Below are 17,030 nucleotides of genomic sequence, written 5' to 3' on the forward strand. Positions count from 1 at the left end.
GTAGCAATGGATCCGCTTGTGCCGCCGGGTGTTCCGTCAGGCCGACGGGGCGTCGCCGTACACCGTCAACCAGATCGCCCGGCCCAGCGCCTCCGCCAGCGCGTCGTCGGTGACCCCGGAGCCGGAGGAGAAGCTCACCGCGATCGCGCGTTCCACCATCGAGGTCAGCACCAGGGCGGTGGCCTGCGGATCGATCGCCGGGCTGATTCGGTCCGCGGCACGGTCGGTCTCCAGCCGCGATCGCACCACCGCCACGAACGACGCGACCCGGCCGCGCCAGTACGCGCCGACGTCGCGGTCGTAGGCGGCGACTTCGCTCAGCGCCAGCAGCAGCGAACGGTGCTCGCGGAACCCCGCGATCATGGTGCGCACGGCCGCCACCACACCGGCCTGCCGCCCGGTGTGCTCGGTGATCCACCAGCGCTCCGCGGCCTCGAACAGATCCGCGGTGGCCAATTCGGCCATGCGGATCAGCAGCCGGCTCTTGTCCGGGAAATACCGGTAGAACGTCGACCTCGCCGACTGCGAGGCGGCGGCGATCCGGTGGACGGCGATCTCGGTGTAGGGCGTGCCGTCGGCGAGCAGCTCCTCCACCGCGGCGAGGACGCGTCGCTCGAACTCCGCGCGCCGATCGTCGACCGGTTTGCGTGCGTTTCTGGGGACACGGGTCAGCGAGGGCATCCGGGTCCTCTCTGCGGCGCGGCGGCCGCGTGCTCGGCTGTGCCGGTCGGGTGCGTCCCCCCATTCTGCCGACACGGCACCGATATTGACATTCGGGCACCCACCGCTCACCATCGATCGGACACAGTGTCCGAGACTACGTGACCGAGGTGTTCGGGCATGCGCGGTTCCTCTCCCCCGGCAATCGAGTACACCGACGTGGTCGTGGTGGGCGCGCGGTGCGCGGGCTCCGCGACCGCCATCGCGTTGGCGCGAGCCGGGCGCGACGTGCTCGCGCTGGACTCGGCGCGTTTTCCCTCCGACACCCTCTCGACGCACCTGCTGTGGCCCGGCGGCTTGGCCGAACTGCATCGCACGGGCGCACTCGACCGTGTCCTCCGGCTCGGCGCGCCCCCACTGACCACGGCCTTCGCCGACGGCGGCGGCTACGCGGTCCGGTCGTCCTTCACACCGGTGGACGGCGTCGACTACGCGATGTGCGTGCGGCGGACCGGACTGGACGCCGCGCTCGTGGCCACCGCCGTGGAGGCGGGAGCACGGATCCGCGAGGCCGTGCGGGTCACCGATCTGCTGTGGTCGGGGGATCGCTGCGCCGGCGTTCGCTATGCCGACGGAAGCGGCGAACACGAAATACGTGCCCGCCTGGTCGTCGGCGCGGACGGCCGCCGCAGTACGGTGGCCCGGCTCGTCGGCGCCAGCCGGCCCCGATTGTCCGCACCGAGCGGACGGGACTGCTTCTTCGCCTACTGGCACGACGGCGCGGCCGACCAGCGGCATATCGCGGCCCAATGGCGACACGGTCCCGATCTCGGCACCGCGTTTCCCTGTGACGACGGCTTGCTGCTGAGCCTCGTCCAGCCCCCCGCGCAGCCCGCCGAACCGGGTGGCGGGCGCGCCGAGCGCAGGTATCAGGAGGCGATCGAGCGCCTGCCGGGACTTCGATTGCGCCTGCGTGATTGCCACCGCGTCGGGCGGGTGCGTTCGGCCACCGGACTGGCCTCCTACTTCCGGCGCTCGACCGGGCCGGGCTGGGCGCTGCCAGGGGACGCGGGCCATTTCAAGGATCCGGTGACCGCGCAAGGCATCCGGGATGCCTTGCGCTACGGCCGGTTGCTCGGCGAACTGGCCGCCGCGGCCCTCGATGACACCGAGCACCTCGACACCGCCTTGGCCGCGTGGGAACGGATACGCGATCGCGAATGCCTGAGCGTCTACCAGTGGACCAATCGGCTGGCCCGGGGTGCGGCGATGCGTCCCTTGGAAATCGAGCTCTACCGCAGGGCCGCGGCCGACCCCGCGCTGGCCGACGCGGTCACCGAGATCTTCTCGCGCACCGTGGCTCCCGAGGACGTCTTCACTCCCGCACGCGCGGCGGCGCTCGCGGCGGGAGCATTGCGCGCATCGTGGCGCGCCCCCTGGCCGGTCCTCGCGAATTTGGCGGACGAATGCCGCGACACAGTCTCCGAACGGAGGGAAGCGCGCGCCTTCACGCGCCCCGGTCCCGCCGACGCCATCCAGTCCCGGCCGCCGCGGCGCGTTCTCGCGGCATCTTCAGGAGATCGACATGCATGACCCGCGTCCTCGGCCGACCATCGACCTCACCCGCCGCGACCTGTTGCGCGGCACGCTCGCGGCCGGACTGGCCCTCACCGCCGCCCCGGCACACGCCGCACCGCCCGGACCACGCCGAACGCCCGGGCTGCGCACCGGAGGAAAGTCGGTCGCGGTGCTCGGCGGCGGCGTCGCCGGGCTGTCGGCGGCCCACGAACTGATCGAGCGGGGATACGCGGTCACCGTGTACGAACCGGCGTTCCTCGGCGGCAAGGCGCGCAGCATGGGTGTGCCGGGCACCGGCACCGACGGGCGTTCGGACCTGCCCGGCGAGCACGGCTTCCGTTTCTTTCCCGGCTGCTATCAGAACCTTCCGGACACCATGCGGCGCATCCCCTTCCCCGGCAATCCCGATGGTGTCGCGGGCAACCTCGTCCGCGTCGAGGGCACCGTCGCCGGTTTCCGGGGCAGGCCGCCGATCTACGCGCCGGTCGAATTCGGGGGCCTCGACCAGATCAACCCGCAGCGGTTGCAGAGCACGCTGATCGGCGCGTTCGGTTTCATCCCGGAACTGTCACCGGCCGAACTGGCGTTCTTCGCCAAACAGATGGCCGTCTGGTTCACCTCGTGCACCGAACGGCGTTTCGGGCAGTGGGAATACGTGACGTGGGAGCAGATCCTGCGCGCCGAAGGCAAGTCACCGGCTTATCGCGAGTACCTGGTCAGTGCCCTCACCCGGATCACCGTGGCGGCGAAACCCCAGCTGAGTTCGGCGCGCACGATCGGCACCATCGGGGAGGCCCTGGTGCTGGCGGGGACCGGGGCGATCCCGCAGTACTCCGCTGGTATCGACCGTATTCTCAACCGTCCCACCAACGAAGCGTGGATCGACCCTTGGGTCGCATATCTGCGGTCGCGGGGCGTGCGATTCATGCCGGGCCTGCGGGCGGCACGGCTGGAGCTGCGCGATGGCCGGATCGCCTCGGCGACGCTGACGGATCCCGGCGGCCGCTCCACCGTGGTCACCGCGGACTGGTATCTGTGCGCGATGCCGGTGGACAAGGCGGTCACGCTGCTGACCGATGACATCCTGGACACCGACCCGCATCTGGCGGGCATGCGGGAGCTGCGGACCGACTGGATGGTCGGTATCCAGTACTACCTCGCCAACCCCACCGAGTTGCCGGAAGGCCATATCGCCGCTCTCGGCTCCCCGTGGGCGCTCACCGCCTTGCGCCAGGCGCCCATGTGGGTCGGCGACTTCGCCACCCGTTACGGCGACGGCACGGTGCGCGAATGCCTTTCGGTGGACATTTCCGACTGGGATTCCCCCGGCATCCGCTTCCACCGGCCCGCCAAACAATGCACCGCCGCCGAGATCGCCGAAGAGGTGTGGGCACAGCTCACGGAGTGGCTCAACACCGGGACGGGATGGCTGCGGCCAGAGGACATCCGCTCCTGGCATCTGGACCCCGGAGTCACCTGGACCGCGAACGGCGTGCACAACGAGACTCCGCTGCTGGTCAACACCGTCGGCTCCTACGACCACCGGCCGCAGGCCCACTGCGCCATCCCGAACTTGTTCTTCGGCGGCGATCACGTACGCAACCACATCGACCTCGCCACGATGGAGGGCGCCAACGAATCCGGGCGCGCCGCCACCAACGCGATCCTCGACGCCGCCGACGACCCGGCCCCCCGCGTACCGGTCTTCCCGCTGGTGTCCCTGCCGGTCTTCGAACCATGGAAACGCATCGACGCCGACCGGTATCGCGCCGGATTGCCGCACCTGCTCGACGTGTGACCAGGCGGGCCCATCGCCGTCCTCCGGGCGCTACGCCGCGGAACGCGCAAGGCCTAGGGCGCCTCGGCGGTGACGCTGGTGGTGGTCAGGATCGTCTGCGCCACCAGCCGCGGGTCATCGATCATCGGAACATGACCGGTGTCCGGCAGGATGGCGTACCCGGCCTCGGGCAGCCGCGTCCGGGCGATCGGCCCGTGGATGTGTTCGGGAAGAACACGATCGTGTTCCGACCAGGCCACCGTGATCGGGCACGGCAACGGGTCGAGCGCGGCGATCTGCTCGTCGGTGCCGAGCAGATCGGCGGTGACGGTGCATCCCAGCAGGTCGCGTAAGCAGGTCAGGGCCTGCGCCGAGCTGATGCGATCACCGTGCACGGCGATGTTGCGCAGAGCGATTCGCCGGGCCGCCGCACTGCGCAGCGCCAACGGGGCGAGCGAGCCCAGCAGCCGCCCGGTGACCGCCTCCCGGGCGATGCGGCGGGTCGCGGCCGACCGGCTTCCGTCCCCGGCATCCCAGAACCCCGCCGGTGAGAGCGCGCAGACGGACTCGGCTCGACCGCGACGGGCCAATTCGATCGCCATCCAGCCACCCAGCGAATTGCCCGCGACGTGCACCCGGCGCAGCCCCAGCGCGTCCAGGCGCTGCTCGATGTCGTCCACCAGATGCTCGACCCGCGCCGGGCGCCGCAGGGCGGGCGGCCCGCCCCGGTGGCCGACGGCGGTGGGCGTGATCACCTCGTGCCGGGCGGCGAGCAAGGGGGTGACGTCGTCCCACACCCGTTCGGACATCGTGACACCGTGCAGGAGAACGAGCGGGGGCTTGCTGGGCATTGGCGTCCCTTCGAGTTCGTAGTGCGATCTCGAAGGTGGATACCACAACCTCACCTATCGTGGCAGCGGAAACCCCGACTTCTGCGACAGATCACCAAGTTTGCTCGCCGGAATGCTGCGGCCGCAACGGTATCGCCCTTCCGCCCGCGCCGAGCCGGCTCCCACCCCGGCCGGACGACGCCGGATCCCGCTGACCGGCGCCGTGCCACGTTTCAGGTGCGAGGCGCACCGAAGATCGGATCGGCAGTGTTCGACCCGGCCGAGAGCAGAGGCGCGCGGCCGGGAATTTCCGTCCGCTCAGACGGCTTCCGGCCGCCAAGTGGCGATCGCCCAGATCACGACGATGTTCAACGCGATCACCAGAACCGACCATGCCGGGTAGTACGGCAACCACATGAAGTTCGCGATGATCGACAGGGCTGCCAGAACGATCGCCACGACCCGCGCCCACATGGCGCCGGTCATCAAACCCAGCGCCGCGACGACCAGGAGTATGCCGATGACGATGTGGATCCAGCCCCACGTCGTGGTGTCGAACTTGTAGACGTAGTCGGCGCCGACGACGATCAGGTCGTCCTCGGCGACGGCGGAGATCCCCTCGAAGATCGACAGCACGCCGACGGTCAGCAACAGGATCGCGGCCGCTATGGACGTACCCGCCGCGATGCCACGGCGGACGGGGTGTGGCTCCGGTTCGGTCATGTGCGTCATCGGTCGCCCCTTTTCTCGGGAAATAGTGGACAGGCGTCTTCCGAATGTCCACCAATCCCACCGTCCGGCACTTCACCCGTTTCGGGTGACTCCGATATTTCGCGGTCGCCCGAAATGAAAATTCCATAACGACCACACACGATCTGATCGAGCGGACTACACACCGGGTAAGTTCCGCTACCGAGGCGTGGTAGTGATCTTGTCAGCACACGGCCCGGGAGGCACGGTGACCACCTCGCACGTCCCCGCTCTACGCCCCGTCCCCGCCGCGGCGGAATCCGTCACCGGGATACCCGCGTTGCCGTTCATCCCGATCCCCCGGCTCGATCTGTACGCCGCCGCCGACGGCGTGTCGAGCACCCGCGACGGACACGTGCTGCTGATCTGCGCACCGGCCGGGGCCGGGAAGTCGGTACTGGTGGCCGATTGGGCCGCCCGGCACGCCGCGGGTGCGTCCGACGTCGCCTGGGTGACCGTCACCGAGCAGCTCGACGACGCGACGGCGTTGTGGACCGTGCTGCACGCCCGCCTCGAGATCGCGAACCCGAACTGCCCGGGCCCGCCGGCCGCGCAGGCAGCGGCCCTCGCCGACACACTGGCCGCGCGCACGACGCCGACGGTTCTCGTGCTCGACGACGCCCATCTGCTCACCGATCCGCTCGCGCTCGCCGGCATCGAGTACTTCTTGCAGCACGCCCCGCCGAACGTGACGACGGTGCTGTGCGCCCGCTTCGCTCCGCCGCTGCGCTGGCACGTGCTCGAGCTGCATTCGCGACTGACCCGGTGGGGTCCGAGTGAACTCGCCTTCACCCCGGCGCAGATCGATGCGCTGTGCCGTGACCACGGCTGCGAGCTCACCGGCGACGAACTCGTGACGCTGCACGCCCTGACCCGGGGCTGGGCAGCCCTCGTGCGCATCGCCGCGACCCATCTGGCCGCGAGATCCGACGACCGAGCCGCTGCGCTCACCGTTCTCGCGCGCCCGGCGCGCGCGGTCGCCGATTTCCTGATGAGCGAGCTCATCGAGGGGCTGCCGCCCGCACTGCGCCGGTTCCTCACCTACACCAGCATTCCGGTTTCCTTCACCGAGCAGCTCGCCGACGAACTCCTCGGCGGTGGCGCGGGGCATTGTCTGCACGAACTCGATCGGATCGACTTCCCGATCGATTCCGACGTGCGCGACGGCGAGGACTGGTTCTCCTGCCATCCGCTGGTGCGCGCCCACTTCCTCGCCGAAGCCCGCCGCCTCGGACCGGACCTGTGCGCGGAACTGCATCGCCGGGCGGCCCGCTGGTTGCGGTCCGCAGGGTTGCCCTCCACCGCGCTTGCGCATCAGCTCGCGGGCGCGGACCGCGATCAGCTGTGCGAATTCCTGTCCACGTGTGCGCTGCGCATGGTTCTCGACGGGAGGGGCGCGACGCTGTTCGATCAACTGGCCCGTTCGGCGCCCGCTCTGCTCGACGATCCGTTCCTGTGGCTGGTGCGCGTCGTCGACGCCCTCGTCACGGGCAGCACCGCCGCCGCGGTGGCGTGCCTGGATACCGCCGCGGCACGGCGCGCCGCCAAGATCTCCTTCGCCTCGCCCGAACGGCTGGACGCACTCACCCTCGCCGCGACGATCGACGTCGCGGCGACCACTGGGGCCGACCTTCCCGGTTTCCCGGACCGCGTCTCGCCCACCGGCGATCCCGATCTCGACGCGTACACCCAGATCCAGATCGCCACCGCCTTCGTCGCCGGTGGCGCCGTCGCTCGCGGCGAACAGTTGCTGCACTCGGCGCTCGCACTCGCCGAGCACGCGGGCCGCCCCCGCTTGGTGCTGCGTGCCCTGACCCGGCTGGCCTTCGCCGCCGACGCCGTCGACGCCGCCACCGCGATGCGCGAGCGCGCGGCGCGTGCGCTGGCGATCGCCGGGGAACACGGGCTGCTGGGGACGACCGACGCCGTCCAGGCGACGTCGGTGGCCGCCTACGGCGCCTACCTGCAAGGCGAGACGCCCGAGGCGGCGCAGATCGCGTCCGTTCTCACCGAGCGGGCCGATCACGACGGATCATGCGGCCCTGCCGCCGGATGGCGCGGCCACGTCATAGGCCGTTTGCTGGAGCTCGAGCGGGCCGAGGAGCAGTCCGCGGCGGTCGACGCGCTGCGTCGCGGCCTGCTGGTCCTGCTGGAGCACAAGACGGTGCCCGCCACGACGGGCAGCCTGATCCTGCCGGTGGTGTGGGCGCTGCTGCGCGTGCACGACGCCAGGACCGCGCAACTGCTGGTCGAACGCGCCCGCGGCATCGTCGGAGAGCTTCCAGAGGTGCGGTTGGCCGATGCGGCGCTGCACGCCGCGGCCGATCGCCGCAAGGCGACCTGCGCCGTCCTCGAACCGCTGCTGGAGCGTGCCGGCGACCTGCGTCCGGTCAGCGCCGTCACCGGATGGCTGCTGTACTCCGCGGCGCAACACGAGTCCAGGGCGCCGGCCAAAGCCCTCACCGCGCTGGAGAACGCGCTCGGTTCCGCCACGCCCCACCGGCTGTTGCGGCCGTTCCTCGACGTGCCCGCCGCGATGCCCTTGCTGGACAGTTACGCGGGCAGGCTCGGCCGGGCGGAGAGTTTCGCGGCGACGATCCGGCGTCACCCCGCGGCGCGCCGCAGGCCCGCCTATCCCGCTTTGACCCACACCGAGATGATCGTGCTCAAGCAATTGCCTTCCGGCCGCACCGCCCAGCAGATCGCCGCGGACCTGGGTGTCTCGGTCAACACGGTCAAGACGCACCTGCGCGGCATCTACGGCAAGCTGGGCACCAATTCCCGGGTCGAGGCCCTCGACCACGCGCGCCGGGGCGGGCTGCTCTGACACGGGACGCCGCTCGCGGCCCCTTCCCGTCCTCGGGCGCGGCCTTACGCTGATGTATGGCTCTCTCACGTCGGGAACTGTTCCGAGTCGGCGCCGCGGGGTCGGCCGCGGTACTGGCGGGAACCGCGGCGGCGAGCAGTGCACGGTTTCCCGCCCCGCGCCGGCTCGGCGATCCGTTCGCGCTGGGCGTCGCCTCCGGCGATCCCGCACCCGACGGTGTGGTGCTGTGGACGCGGCTGGCGCCGGACCCGCTGGCGCCGGACGGCCTCGGCGGCATGCCGGTGGATCCGGTCACGGTCGACTACGAAGTGGCGGACGACGAGCAGTTCCGCCGGGTGGTGGCGCGCGGGTCGGCGGTGGCCACCCGCGCACTGGGCCACAGCGTGCATCCGGAGGTGCACGGGTTGGCGCCGGATCGCTGGTACTTCTATCGGTTCCGGGTGGGCTCGGCGGTGTCTCCGGTGGGGCGCACCCGCACCGCCCCGGCGCCCGGGCAAGCCCTGGCGCGGCTGCGCTTCGCCTTCGCCTCCTGCCAGTCGTGGAGTTCCGGCTACTACACCGCCTACGAGCACCTGAGCCGGGAAGATCTGGATCTGGTCGTGCATCTGGGCGACTACATCTACGAGCGGGCGTGGGTGCGCGGACGGGCGGGTGTCGCGATGGGGCCGAACTTCCGCGACGAGGCCGTCGACCTGCCCGGCTACCGGCTGCGTTACGCGCTGTACAAATCGGAGCAGCCACTGCGCGCCGCACACGCCGCGTTCCCGTGGCTGGTCACCATGGACGATCACGAGGTCGACAACAACTGGGCCGCAGGCGCGCCCGGGATCGGTCTCGACATCTGGCGCGTCCCCGCCCTGTTCCGCCGCCGCCGCGCCGCCGCCTTCCAGGCCATGTACGAGCACCAGCCGCTGCGCCTGGCGCAGCTGCCGTCCGCGGCGGGCATCCGGCTGCATCGCCGCTTCCGGTTCGGCGATCTGGCCGAGATCACCATGCTCGACACCCGCCAATACCGCACAGCGCAGGCATGTGGCGGCGCCGTGGTCGGCGGCTGTACCGATAGATTCTCCCCCGGCCGCACCATTCTCGGTGCGCAGCAACGGGATTGGTTGATCGACGGCCTGACCCACTCCCCCGCGCGCTGGCAGGTCCTCGGCAACCAGGTGGGTATGAGCCAGAACGATTCCGACCCGGGCCCGCAGGTCAGCGTCTCCACCGACGCCTGGGACGGCTACGTCGCCGACCGCAACGCCGTACTGGACGCCGCGGCGACCCGCGGCGCCGCGAACCTGGTGGTGATCACCGGCGACCGGCACGAGAACCAGGCCGCCGACCTGCGGCGCGACTACACCGATCCCGGATCACCGGTCGTGGCGGCGGAATTCACCGGCACCTCGATCACCAGCAACAGCGACGGAACCGATCTGAGCGACAAAGGTCGCCGGCTGCTCGCGGCGAACCCGGACATCAAGTTCTTCAACGCCCAACGCGGCTATGTCCGGGTCGAACTCGACCACAAGATATGGCGCAACGACTTTCGCGTCGTTCCCTACGTCCGCCATCCCGGCGCGCCCATCCACACACGAGCCGGTTATGTCGTCCAGGACGGCATTCCGGGGGTCGTCGAGGCGTGGAGTCCCGGCCATCCGTCTGCGCCCGCGTCCGACGCCGCCGGTCAGGCAGGCGCCGACCGCGGCCACCGTTGACGAGGTCGCCCGGCAGCCGAGGGCGCTCAGGCGCTCGCGGGCTCCGAACGCAGGATCAGCACGGTGATCTCGCTCGGGGCGAACACCCGCAGCTGCGGCCCCCAGAAGCCCGTCCCCCGGCTGGTGTAGAGCTGCGTGCGCTCGCCGTGGCGGCTCAGCCCGGCGACGACGGGCTGATCGAGGCGAACGAGATAGTGGAAGGGCCAGATCTGGCCACCATGGGTGTGACCGGAGATCTGAAGCGCCACACCCGCCGCCGCGGCCTCCGCGATCTGCTTGGGCTGGTGGGCGAGCAGGACGACGGGCGCGTCCGGGTCCGCTCCCGCGAGCGCCGCGGGCAGGTCGGGACCGTGCCCGGGCAAGGCGATGCCGGTGGGATCATCGATGCCCGCGATCACCAGCTGATCGCCGCCGCGGCGCACGATTTCGTGCCGGTTGTGCAGCGGTTGCCAGCCGAGCGAGGTCATGTGGTCGATCCAGCCCTGGGCGTCACCGAAGTATTCGTGATTGCCGGTGATGTAGAACCGGCCGAGTTCGGCCTCGACCTTGCCGAGCGGGTCCACCTGCGCGTGCCGCTTCGCCACCGATCCGTCGGCGAGGTCGCCCGCGTGACAGGCGATGTCGGGCCGCTGCGCGTTGACCACCTCGACCACCCGTTCCGACCAGCGCAGCCGGTCGAGCGCGGCGTAATGGGTGTCGGTCACGACGACCATGCGCAGTCCGTCCAGCGCGGGGCCCAGACCCGGAATGGACACCTCCAGGGTGCGCACCCGCGGTACCCGGCGCGCCTCGACCACACCCCACACCACCAGCACCGTCGCGGCCGCGAGCACACCCACCGCGACGATCCGGGAGCGAGCCGGGTCGGCCACCCCCGCGACGGTCAGTCCGGCGCGCGCGAGATTGCCGAGCACCGACCAGCTGAACAGCACCCACATCACACCGAGCAACGTGTCGCCGACGATCGAGGCCGCATCCGACTGCGCCGGTCCGTGACCGAGGAACATCGACGCGGGCAAGCCGACGAATCCGAGCAGGAACAGCGCGGAACCCAGCCAGAACAGCGGGCCGGATTCCGCGGTGGGTGCGGCTACCACCGTCCACCAGGGCAACAGGAACAGGACGGCGGGAATCGCCAGGAACAACAACAGGCGGGGCACATACTTCAAGAGGGCTCGTCCTCGGGCGCGGGTGTAGCGCGCGGTCCCTCTCCGGCGCCATGGGCGTTTTCGACGATAGCAGCGGTCACGCCACACCGAGCCGGTCGGCGGCGACGGCGAGATCCTTGTCACCACGGCCGGACAGGCACAGCACGATCAGCGAGTCCGCGGGAATCTCGCCGCGCGCCGCCATCTCCATCAGATAGCCGACGGCGTGAGCGGATTCGAGCGCGGCGAGGATCCCCTCGGTGTGACTGAGTGCCTGCATGCCGCGTAGGGCGACCGCGTCGGTGGCGGCCCGGTAGAGCACCCGGCCGCTGTCCTTCAGGTGGCTGAGTTCGGGACCGACGCCCGGATAGTCCAGTCCAGCGGCGATGCTGTGGGTGTGCGCGATCTGGCCGTCCTCGTCCTGCAACAGGTAGCTGTAGGAACCGTCGATCTCACCCGGGCTGCCCATGCAGAGGGTCGCGGCGTGCTCGCCGGTCTCCACCCCGAGCCCGGCGGCCTCCACACCGATCAACGCCACCCGCGGGTCGTCGGCGAACGGATGGAACACCCCGATGGCGTTGCTGCCGCCGCCCACACAGGCCAGCACGTAATCGGGCATCCTGCCCTCGGCGCGTGCGATCTGGTACCTGGTCTCCGTCCCGATCACCGTCTGGAAATCACGCACGATCCGCGGGTACGGCGCGGGTCCCGCCGCGGTGCCGAACAGGTAGTGGGTGGCGTCCACATCGGCCACCCAATCGCGGACCGACTCGCTGATCGCCTCCTTCAGCCGCCGCGAACCGCTGTCCACCGGCCGGACTTCGGCGCCGAGCAGCTTCATCCGCACCACGTTCGACGCCTGGCGCCGCATGTCTTCGGTGCCCATATAGACCACGCAGGTCAATCCGAGCATCGCCGACACCGTCGCCACCGCGACGCCGTGCTGACCCGCGCCGGTCTCGGCGACGATCCGCTTCTTGCCCATCCGCCGGGCCAGCAACGCCTGCCCGAGCGCGTTGTTGATCTTGTGGGCGCCGGTGTGGGCCATGTCCTCGCGCTTGAGATACACCCGGGCGCCCGGCACACCCAGCAACTCCCCGAACCGCGGTACCCGGTGCAGCAAGGTGGGCCTGCCGACCCGGTCGCGCAACAGCTCCCGGTATTCGGCGACGAAACCCGGGTCGGCGCACGCGAGGCGGTAGGCGTCCTCCAAGGCCAGCAGCGCGGCCATCAGGCCCTCGGGAACGAATCTGCCGCCGAACACGCCGAACCGCCCGCGTTCGTCGGGAAACATCTCGTGGCGGGATCCGCTCACCGCCACGTCATGGTCAATCCTCATCAACACCAACGCTTTCACCGCCAAAGAGCCGACGGGTCAGTCTGTTCCGCTAGCGCTAGCACAACCCGACGGGTCGGCAACAAGCGAGTTAACAGACTAAATCGTTCGGATGGCTAAGGTGTTCTCACTGGTGGAAGCGATCGATCCCGGCCGGGCGCCTCGCCCTGGCTATCGGTCGGCAGGCACCGTGGCGGAGACCTGGGCGACCAGCCGCCACGGTCGCTCGGTATCGGTGGTGGCCTTGCCGCTGGTGAGGATCGCACCGGACAGCCCGCGAGCCGGGTCGGCCCAGCCGTACTGGGTGGTCAATCCGCTACGCCCGAAATGCGATCCGGTGTCGCGACCGAATTTCGACCTGCGCCCGCCGAGTTCGAAGCCGGCTCGGCTGACGCGTCCGGCGACACCGGGTATCCAGCGCGCCGGGCGCACCGCCTCCTCCAGCGTCTCCGCCCGGATGATGCGGCGGCCGTCGGGTGCGCCGTGGACGAGAATCTCGTAGAACCTCGACAACTCGGACGCGGTGGTGATCAGATTGCCCGAGGGCAACTCGGCGGTGAGGAACGCGTCGGTCGCCGCGCGCGACGCACGGTCCATTCGCCCGCCGACCGCCTTGCGCGCCAGATAGCTCGCCGTCCGAGAGGGAGCCGGACCGGTTTTCACGCTCGGCACGACCTTGCCGAGGTCCTCGGGTCGCACGCCGAAGTTGGTCCAGCGGAATCCGAACGGCTCGAGCACCTGCTCGGCGAGATGCTCGCGCATCCGCTTGCCGGTCGCGCGCCGCACCAGCAGGCGCAGCACCAATCCCAGGGTGAGCGCGTGGTACACACGGAATCGTCCCGCCTTCCAGCTCGGGACCAGGTCGGCCAGCGCGCGCACGGCCAATTCCTCGTCGAGTACCAGGTCCACGCCCTGATACGGAGCCGGGACGAAAGGGATCCCCGCGGAATGCGAGAGCACCTCACCGATCGTGATGGCGGCCTTGCCGTTCGCCGCGAACTCCGGGATGTAGCCGGACACCGGATCGTCGAGGGCGAAAGCACCCTGCTCGACGAGCATGAACATCAGCGCACCGGCTACGCCCTTCGCGGTCGAGAAGCCGCAGAAAGGCGTGTCGGGAGTGGCCGGGACGCGCACCGCCTCCGGCCCGTCGCCCGGCGCGTTGCCCCAGCCGTGGCCGATGGCGCGGTTCAGGGCGATCTTGCCGTCGCGGCGCAGGCAGACCTGGATCGCGGGAGTGGTGCCCAGGCGGTACCACGCCTGCACCGACTCCCACAGGGACTCCACGTCGGCGCGGCCGAGGCCGATCGCCGCGGGATCGTCTTCCGGACCTCGGGTCGTGACGGTCTCCAGGTCGTCGACGATAGCGACCGAGCCGGCCGTTGGTGCGCTCACCCGGCCAGCTTATCCACCGTTCGGTGGGAGCCGCCGGTGCCCGGCGCGGCTCACAGCGGCGCCACTTGCCACCACTGGTCGAACAGGTCCTGGCCGGTGTGGTGATCCCAGGACAGGTCGATGACGATCCACGCCCGCGCCGGATCGTCGAATCCGGCTGTGAGCAGTCCGGTGTTGCCGCCCGGGTAGTGACTCCAGCGCACCCGCCCGGATCCGGACGATCTCCGCCAGGTGTCCTGGCGCGTGGTGTCGTTGTCGATATTGGTCTCGAACGTCGAGTCGCGCCGAGGGTCCCCGCGCCGGAACGACCACACATACCCTCGGCGAGATACACCGCGCCCATCCCACCCGCGCCGATCCGGCGCACGACGCGATAACCGGCGAAGACCTCGCCCGGTTGCACAGACACGACGCGGCCTCCTCCCTGACCGAGCAGAATACCGGCCGACGCCTCATCCACCGACCCAGGCCCGTCTCAGGGAATATGTCTCAGCGGCCGTGCAGCCAGCTCTCCTTCAATTTCCAGTGGTTGTCCCACCACGCCTGCACGGTGGCCTGGTCGGCGTTCCAGGGAGGCGGTGGGGACTCGCCAGGGAAGAGGTAGGTGTCGTCGGGCGCGGCGGCGGCGGCCGGCGCCGGAACGGTCGGTTCGAGCGATTCCGTCGGGGTGGGATTGCGCGGGTGCGGCGGCGGTTGCTGCTCCGCGGGCGGTGGTGCGGGAGGCGGGATGGGCGGGATGGGCACCTGAGCCTGAGCCTCCGCCGCCGGGTGTGGCGGAGGTGGCGGTGGGATCGGCGGTTCGGGATACGGCTCGGGAGTGGATGCCGGTTCCGGCAACACGACCACCGGGGCTTGCTCGGCCGCGGGCGCCGGGGGCACCGCCGCCGGATTCGGTTCGGCGAGCCGAGCGGCGGGAACGGGCGCCTGCGCGGGCCCGCCGATCGCGGCATCGGCCGGGCGGTCCTCGCGCGCCTGCACCACGGCGGCCGCCGCTCCGCCCAGCAGGGCGGCCGCGGCCGCTCCGGCCAGGATCACACGGCCGCCGCGTCGGCGACCGGCCGCCGCCGGTGCCACCGGTGCGCTCCGGAACGGAGCGGCCGCGACCAACGCCGCGCCGTAGGCGGCGGCGTGGGCATGGTCGGGCGCCGCCATGACGGGTACGTCGAGCGCGAGCCGCACCGCGGCGACCACGTCCGGGTCACCCGCCGACGAGCCGCACAAGACCACGGCGTCGGGCAGCAGCCCGTCCGCCGCTACCGCGGACCGGATCCGATCGATCGCCAGGCCGGCGGTATCGGCGTCGACGACACCGGACGACCACCCGCCGCAGCTGAGAATTCCGTTCCGTTCCGGACCGGTCACGAGATAGGACGTGTGGTAGCCGACGAGCTCGAGCACCAGCACGGTGCCGTACTGCGCCAGGCCGGGGATGTCCTCGATCATCGCCAGCAGCGCTGCCTTCGCCGACACGAGCGACGACGATCGCCACGATGCCGATGACAGTTGCGACACGATTGCTCGCCGCTCGGCCACGGTTCGGTACGCCACGGCGACGTCATCGATTTCGGTGCCGGCCTCGGCCTCGGCCGTCAACGCTTCGAGCGTGGCGGCCACCGATGCGGCGGTCGAGTGCTCGACCGGCTGCTCGATCTCTCGAAGCACGTCCGGCCTGGTGCCTCGTTGCGCCGTGGACGAGAGCATCACCCCGCGCACGACGGCCTGTTCTGCTGATATTCCGACTGTGGCCCTCATGGGATCACCTCTGCTCGACCGGTCTCGGACGGGGTTCGGCACGGCGGTCGCCGACGATCGGCCCAGGTTCGGATCCGGGCCACACGCTCGCCGAACGTCCGCCGCACGAGATGACGCCCTCGGAGACCACGACGGCAAGCCCTGACCGGTAGGCGCGGGCGTGCCCGGAGGTGAAGGCCTCCTCGGCGCCGCTGGCAGATGCCACGGGATAGCTACCGATCAGAATACGTCCGTTCGCGCGGTCCGGATACGGCTTCGAGGCCGCGTCGCGCGCGATATGGACACAATCGTGACGAAATCATTCGACGCCGTTTCCGGGACGACCTGCCACGCGACCGCGATGTCACTGGGCCTCGGCACGACGACCCGCGAGAACTACGGTGCGATCAGGCCGGGTGGCGTCGCTCGCAGAGATTTGCGAACGGTCGCGGCATAGCGCTTCCCGGACCAACGCCTCTTCGCCCTGCGACCGGTGCCGCGGTCCACCGTGGATGGACCGGCAGCTGGACGCACAGCGCGCGCCCGAATTCGAGAACCTGCGGTTACCGGAGGGGACGGAGTCAGCCCGCCGGCGGGGGTGGGGGTGGGCCCGGAAGAGGAATGACGATGCCGAACGGCAGGGTGATTCCGGGCGGGGGCGTCGGTGTGGGCGCGGCTTCGGCGTCGGGCACCGGCTCGGGTTCCGGCGCGGGCGGCGTGGTGATGGCCGGTGCGGGGTCGCGCGGTCCGGTGTCCGGCTCCGGGGCGACAGGTGCGGGCCCGGCGGCGGCCTCGGTCTCGGGTTGCGCGCACTCGGCGGCACGGGTGTCGGCGGGTCCGGCGTTGCCCTCCGCTTCGGGGCTGTTCGCGCCGGGGTTCGGTAGCTGTCCGGGCGCCGCGCCGTACGGTTGCCGGGGCGCGAGCGGGGTGCGCGCCATGCCGGGCTGCCCTGGTTGCGGCATCGGCGCGGGAAGAGGTTGCGCGACGCACGGATTCACCGGTGGCGGCGGCGGGCAGAAGATGCCGCAGGGAATGGGCGGCAGACCGGGGAGCGTGATCATCACCTGCGTCGGCGCCTGCTGCCGCGGCGCGGGCATGGGCGCCCGCGGCGACTCGACGGGTGCGGGCACCGCCGTGGTCACCGCCGTCATCGGCGAACCGGGATCCACCGGGGCTGCCGCTCCCGGCGGTATCAGATCCGGCGAGATGCGCACCTGCGTAGGCGAACCCCCGGTCCGATACGCCGCCGCCCAACTCAGCACATTCGCCGCATACGCCATCGAGTTGTTGTA

At 70.7% G+C, this 17,030-nt stretch carries 12 protein-coding genes and 1 pseudogene; 4 read left to right on the forward strand and 9 right to left on the reverse strand.

The window, feature by feature from the left end; genetic code table 11:
- Positions 1 to 36: 36 nt before the first annotated feature.
- A complete protein-coding gene (locus ABZ420_RS20590) occupies positions 37 to 681 on the reverse strand; it encodes a TetR/AcrR family transcriptional regulator (protein ID WP_357124945.1) in 645 nt (214 codons plus the stop codon).
- A gap of 159 nt (positions 682 to 840) precedes the next feature.
- Here ABZ420_RS20590 and ABZ420_RS20595 point away from each other — a divergent pair, with 159 nt between their 5' ends.
- Both ABZ420_RS20595 and ABZ420_RS20600 read left to right on the forward strand, forming a co-directional pair.
- Positions 841 to 2,253 carry an NAD(P)/FAD-dependent oxidoreductase gene (locus ABZ420_RS20595; protein WP_357124948.1) on the forward strand — a complete coding sequence of 471 codons (1,413 nt, stop codon included), beginning with the start codon at positions 841 to 843 and terminating at the stop codon, positions 2,251 to 2,253.
- Complete coding sequence (locus ABZ420_RS20600) at positions 2,246 to 4,036, forward strand: FAD-dependent oxidoreductase (RefSeq protein WP_357124951.1); 1,791 nt, start codon at positions 2,246 to 2,248, stop codon at positions 4,034 to 4,036. Before ABZ420_RS20595 ends, ABZ420_RS20600 begins: the two co-directional genes overlap by 8 nt.
- 53 nt (positions 4,037 to 4,089) lie before the next feature.
- On the opposite strand, the gene ABZ420_RS20605 is transcribed toward ABZ420_RS20600, so the two are convergent.
- Positions 4,090 to 4,866, reverse strand: a complete 777-nt coding sequence (locus ABZ420_RS20605) for an alpha/beta hydrolase (protein ID WP_357124954.1) — start codon at positions 4,864 to 4,866, stop codon at positions 4,090 to 4,092.
- Between the two features lie 297 nt (positions 4,867 to 5,163).
- On the reverse strand, positions 5,164 to 5,577 hold the full coding sequence (locus ABZ420_RS20610; RefSeq protein WP_357124957.1) for a hypothetical protein: 414 nt from the start codon (positions 5,575 to 5,577) through the stop codon (positions 5,164 to 5,166).
- A gap of 226 nt (positions 5,578 to 5,803) precedes the next feature.
- Here ABZ420_RS20610 and ABZ420_RS20615 point away from each other — a divergent pair, with 226 nt between their 5' ends.
- Positions 5,804 to 8,422 carry a LuxR C-terminal-related transcriptional regulator gene (locus ABZ420_RS20615; protein ID WP_357124960.1) on the forward strand — a complete coding sequence of 873 codons (2,619 nt, stop codon included), beginning with the start codon at positions 5,804 to 5,806 and terminating at the stop codon, positions 8,420 to 8,422.
- Positions 8,423 to 8,478: 56 nt separating this feature from the next.
- Positions 8,479 to 10,128, forward strand: coding sequence for an alkaline phosphatase D family protein (locus ABZ420_RS20620; RefSeq protein ID WP_357124963.1), 1,650 nt, complete (start codon positions 8,479 to 8,481; stop codon positions 10,126 to 10,128).
- A gap of 26 nt (positions 10,129 to 10,154) precedes the next feature.
- On the opposite strand, the gene ABZ420_RS20625 is transcribed toward ABZ420_RS20620, so the two are convergent.
- The 6 genes and pseudogenes from ABZ420_RS20625 to ABZ420_RS20650 all read right to left on the reverse strand — a co-directional run.
- Entirely contained in the window at positions 10,155 to 11,297 is a 1,143-nt protein-coding gene (locus ABZ420_RS20625; RefSeq protein ID WP_357124966.1) for a metallophosphoesterase, read from the reverse strand.
- A gap of 76 nt (positions 11,298 to 11,373) precedes the next feature.
- Complete coding sequence (gene trpB, locus ABZ420_RS20630) at positions 11,374 to 12,615, reverse strand: tryptophan synthase subunit beta (RefSeq protein ID WP_357124969.1); 1,242 nt, start codon at positions 12,613 to 12,615, stop codon at positions 11,374 to 11,376.
- A 168-nt stretch (positions 12,616 to 12,783) separates the two neighbouring features.
- On the reverse strand, positions 12,784 to 14,007 hold the full coding sequence (locus ABZ420_RS20635; RefSeq protein WP_357124972.1) for a serine hydrolase: 1,224 nt from the start codon (positions 14,005 to 14,007) through the stop codon (positions 12,784 to 12,786).
- A 50-nt stretch (positions 14,008 to 14,057) separates the two neighbouring features.
- Positions 14,058 to 14,321: a hypothetical protein gene (locus ABZ420_RS20640; RefSeq protein WP_357124975.1), complete on the reverse strand. Its 264-nt coding sequence runs from the start codon at positions 14,319 to 14,321 to the stop codon at positions 14,058 to 14,060.
- A 175-nt stretch (positions 14,322 to 14,496) separates the two neighbouring features.
- Entirely contained in the window at positions 14,497 to 15,759 is a 1,263-nt protein-coding gene (locus ABZ420_RS20645) for a hypothetical protein (RefSeq protein WP_357124978.1), read from the reverse strand.
- Between the two features lie 560 nt (positions 15,760 to 16,319).
- A pseudogene (locus ABZ420_RS20650) lies at positions 16,320 to 17,030 on the reverse strand (lytic transglycosylase); the annotation flags it as partial.

It is taken from the genome of Nocardia sp. NPDC005745 (assembly GCF_040630775.1).
In the GTDB taxonomy this organism is placed as follows: domain Bacteria; phylum Actinomycetota; class Actinomycetes; order Mycobacteriales; family Mycobacteriaceae; genus Nocardia.

Excerpts from the sequence above, each read along its gene's own strand:
- ABZ420_RS20590 (WP_357124945.1), bottom strand. The coding sequence starts at position 681 with ATGCCCTCGCTGACCCGTGTCCCCAGAAACGCACGCAAACCGGTCGAC.
- ABZ420_RS20595 (WP_357124948.1), top strand. The coding sequence starts at position 841 with ATGCGCGGTTCCTCTCCCCCGGCAATCGAGTACACCGACGTGGTCGTG.
- ABZ420_RS20600 (WP_357124951.1), top strand. The coding sequence starts at position 2,246 with ATGCATGACCCGCGTCCTCGGCCGACCATCGACCTCACCCGCCGCGAC.
- ABZ420_RS20605 (WP_357124954.1), bottom strand. The coding sequence starts at position 4,866 with ATGCCCAGCAAGCCCCCGCTCGTTCTCCTGCACGGTGTCACGATGTCC.
- ABZ420_RS20610 (WP_357124957.1), bottom strand. The coding sequence starts at position 5,577 with ATGACGCACATGACCGAACCGGAGCCACACCCCGTCCGCCGTGGCATC.
- ABZ420_RS20620 (WP_357124963.1), top strand. The coding sequence starts at position 8,479 with ATGGCTCTCTCACGTCGGGAACTGTTCCGAGTCGGCGCCGCGGGGTCG.
- trpB (WP_357124969.1), bottom strand. The coding sequence starts at position 12,615 with ATGAGGATTGACCATGACGTGGCGGTGAGCGGATCCCGCCACGAGATG.
- ABZ420_RS20645 (WP_357124978.1), bottom strand. The coding sequence starts at position 15,759 with ATGAGGGCCACAGTCGGAATATCAGCAGAACAGGCCGTCGTGCGCGGG.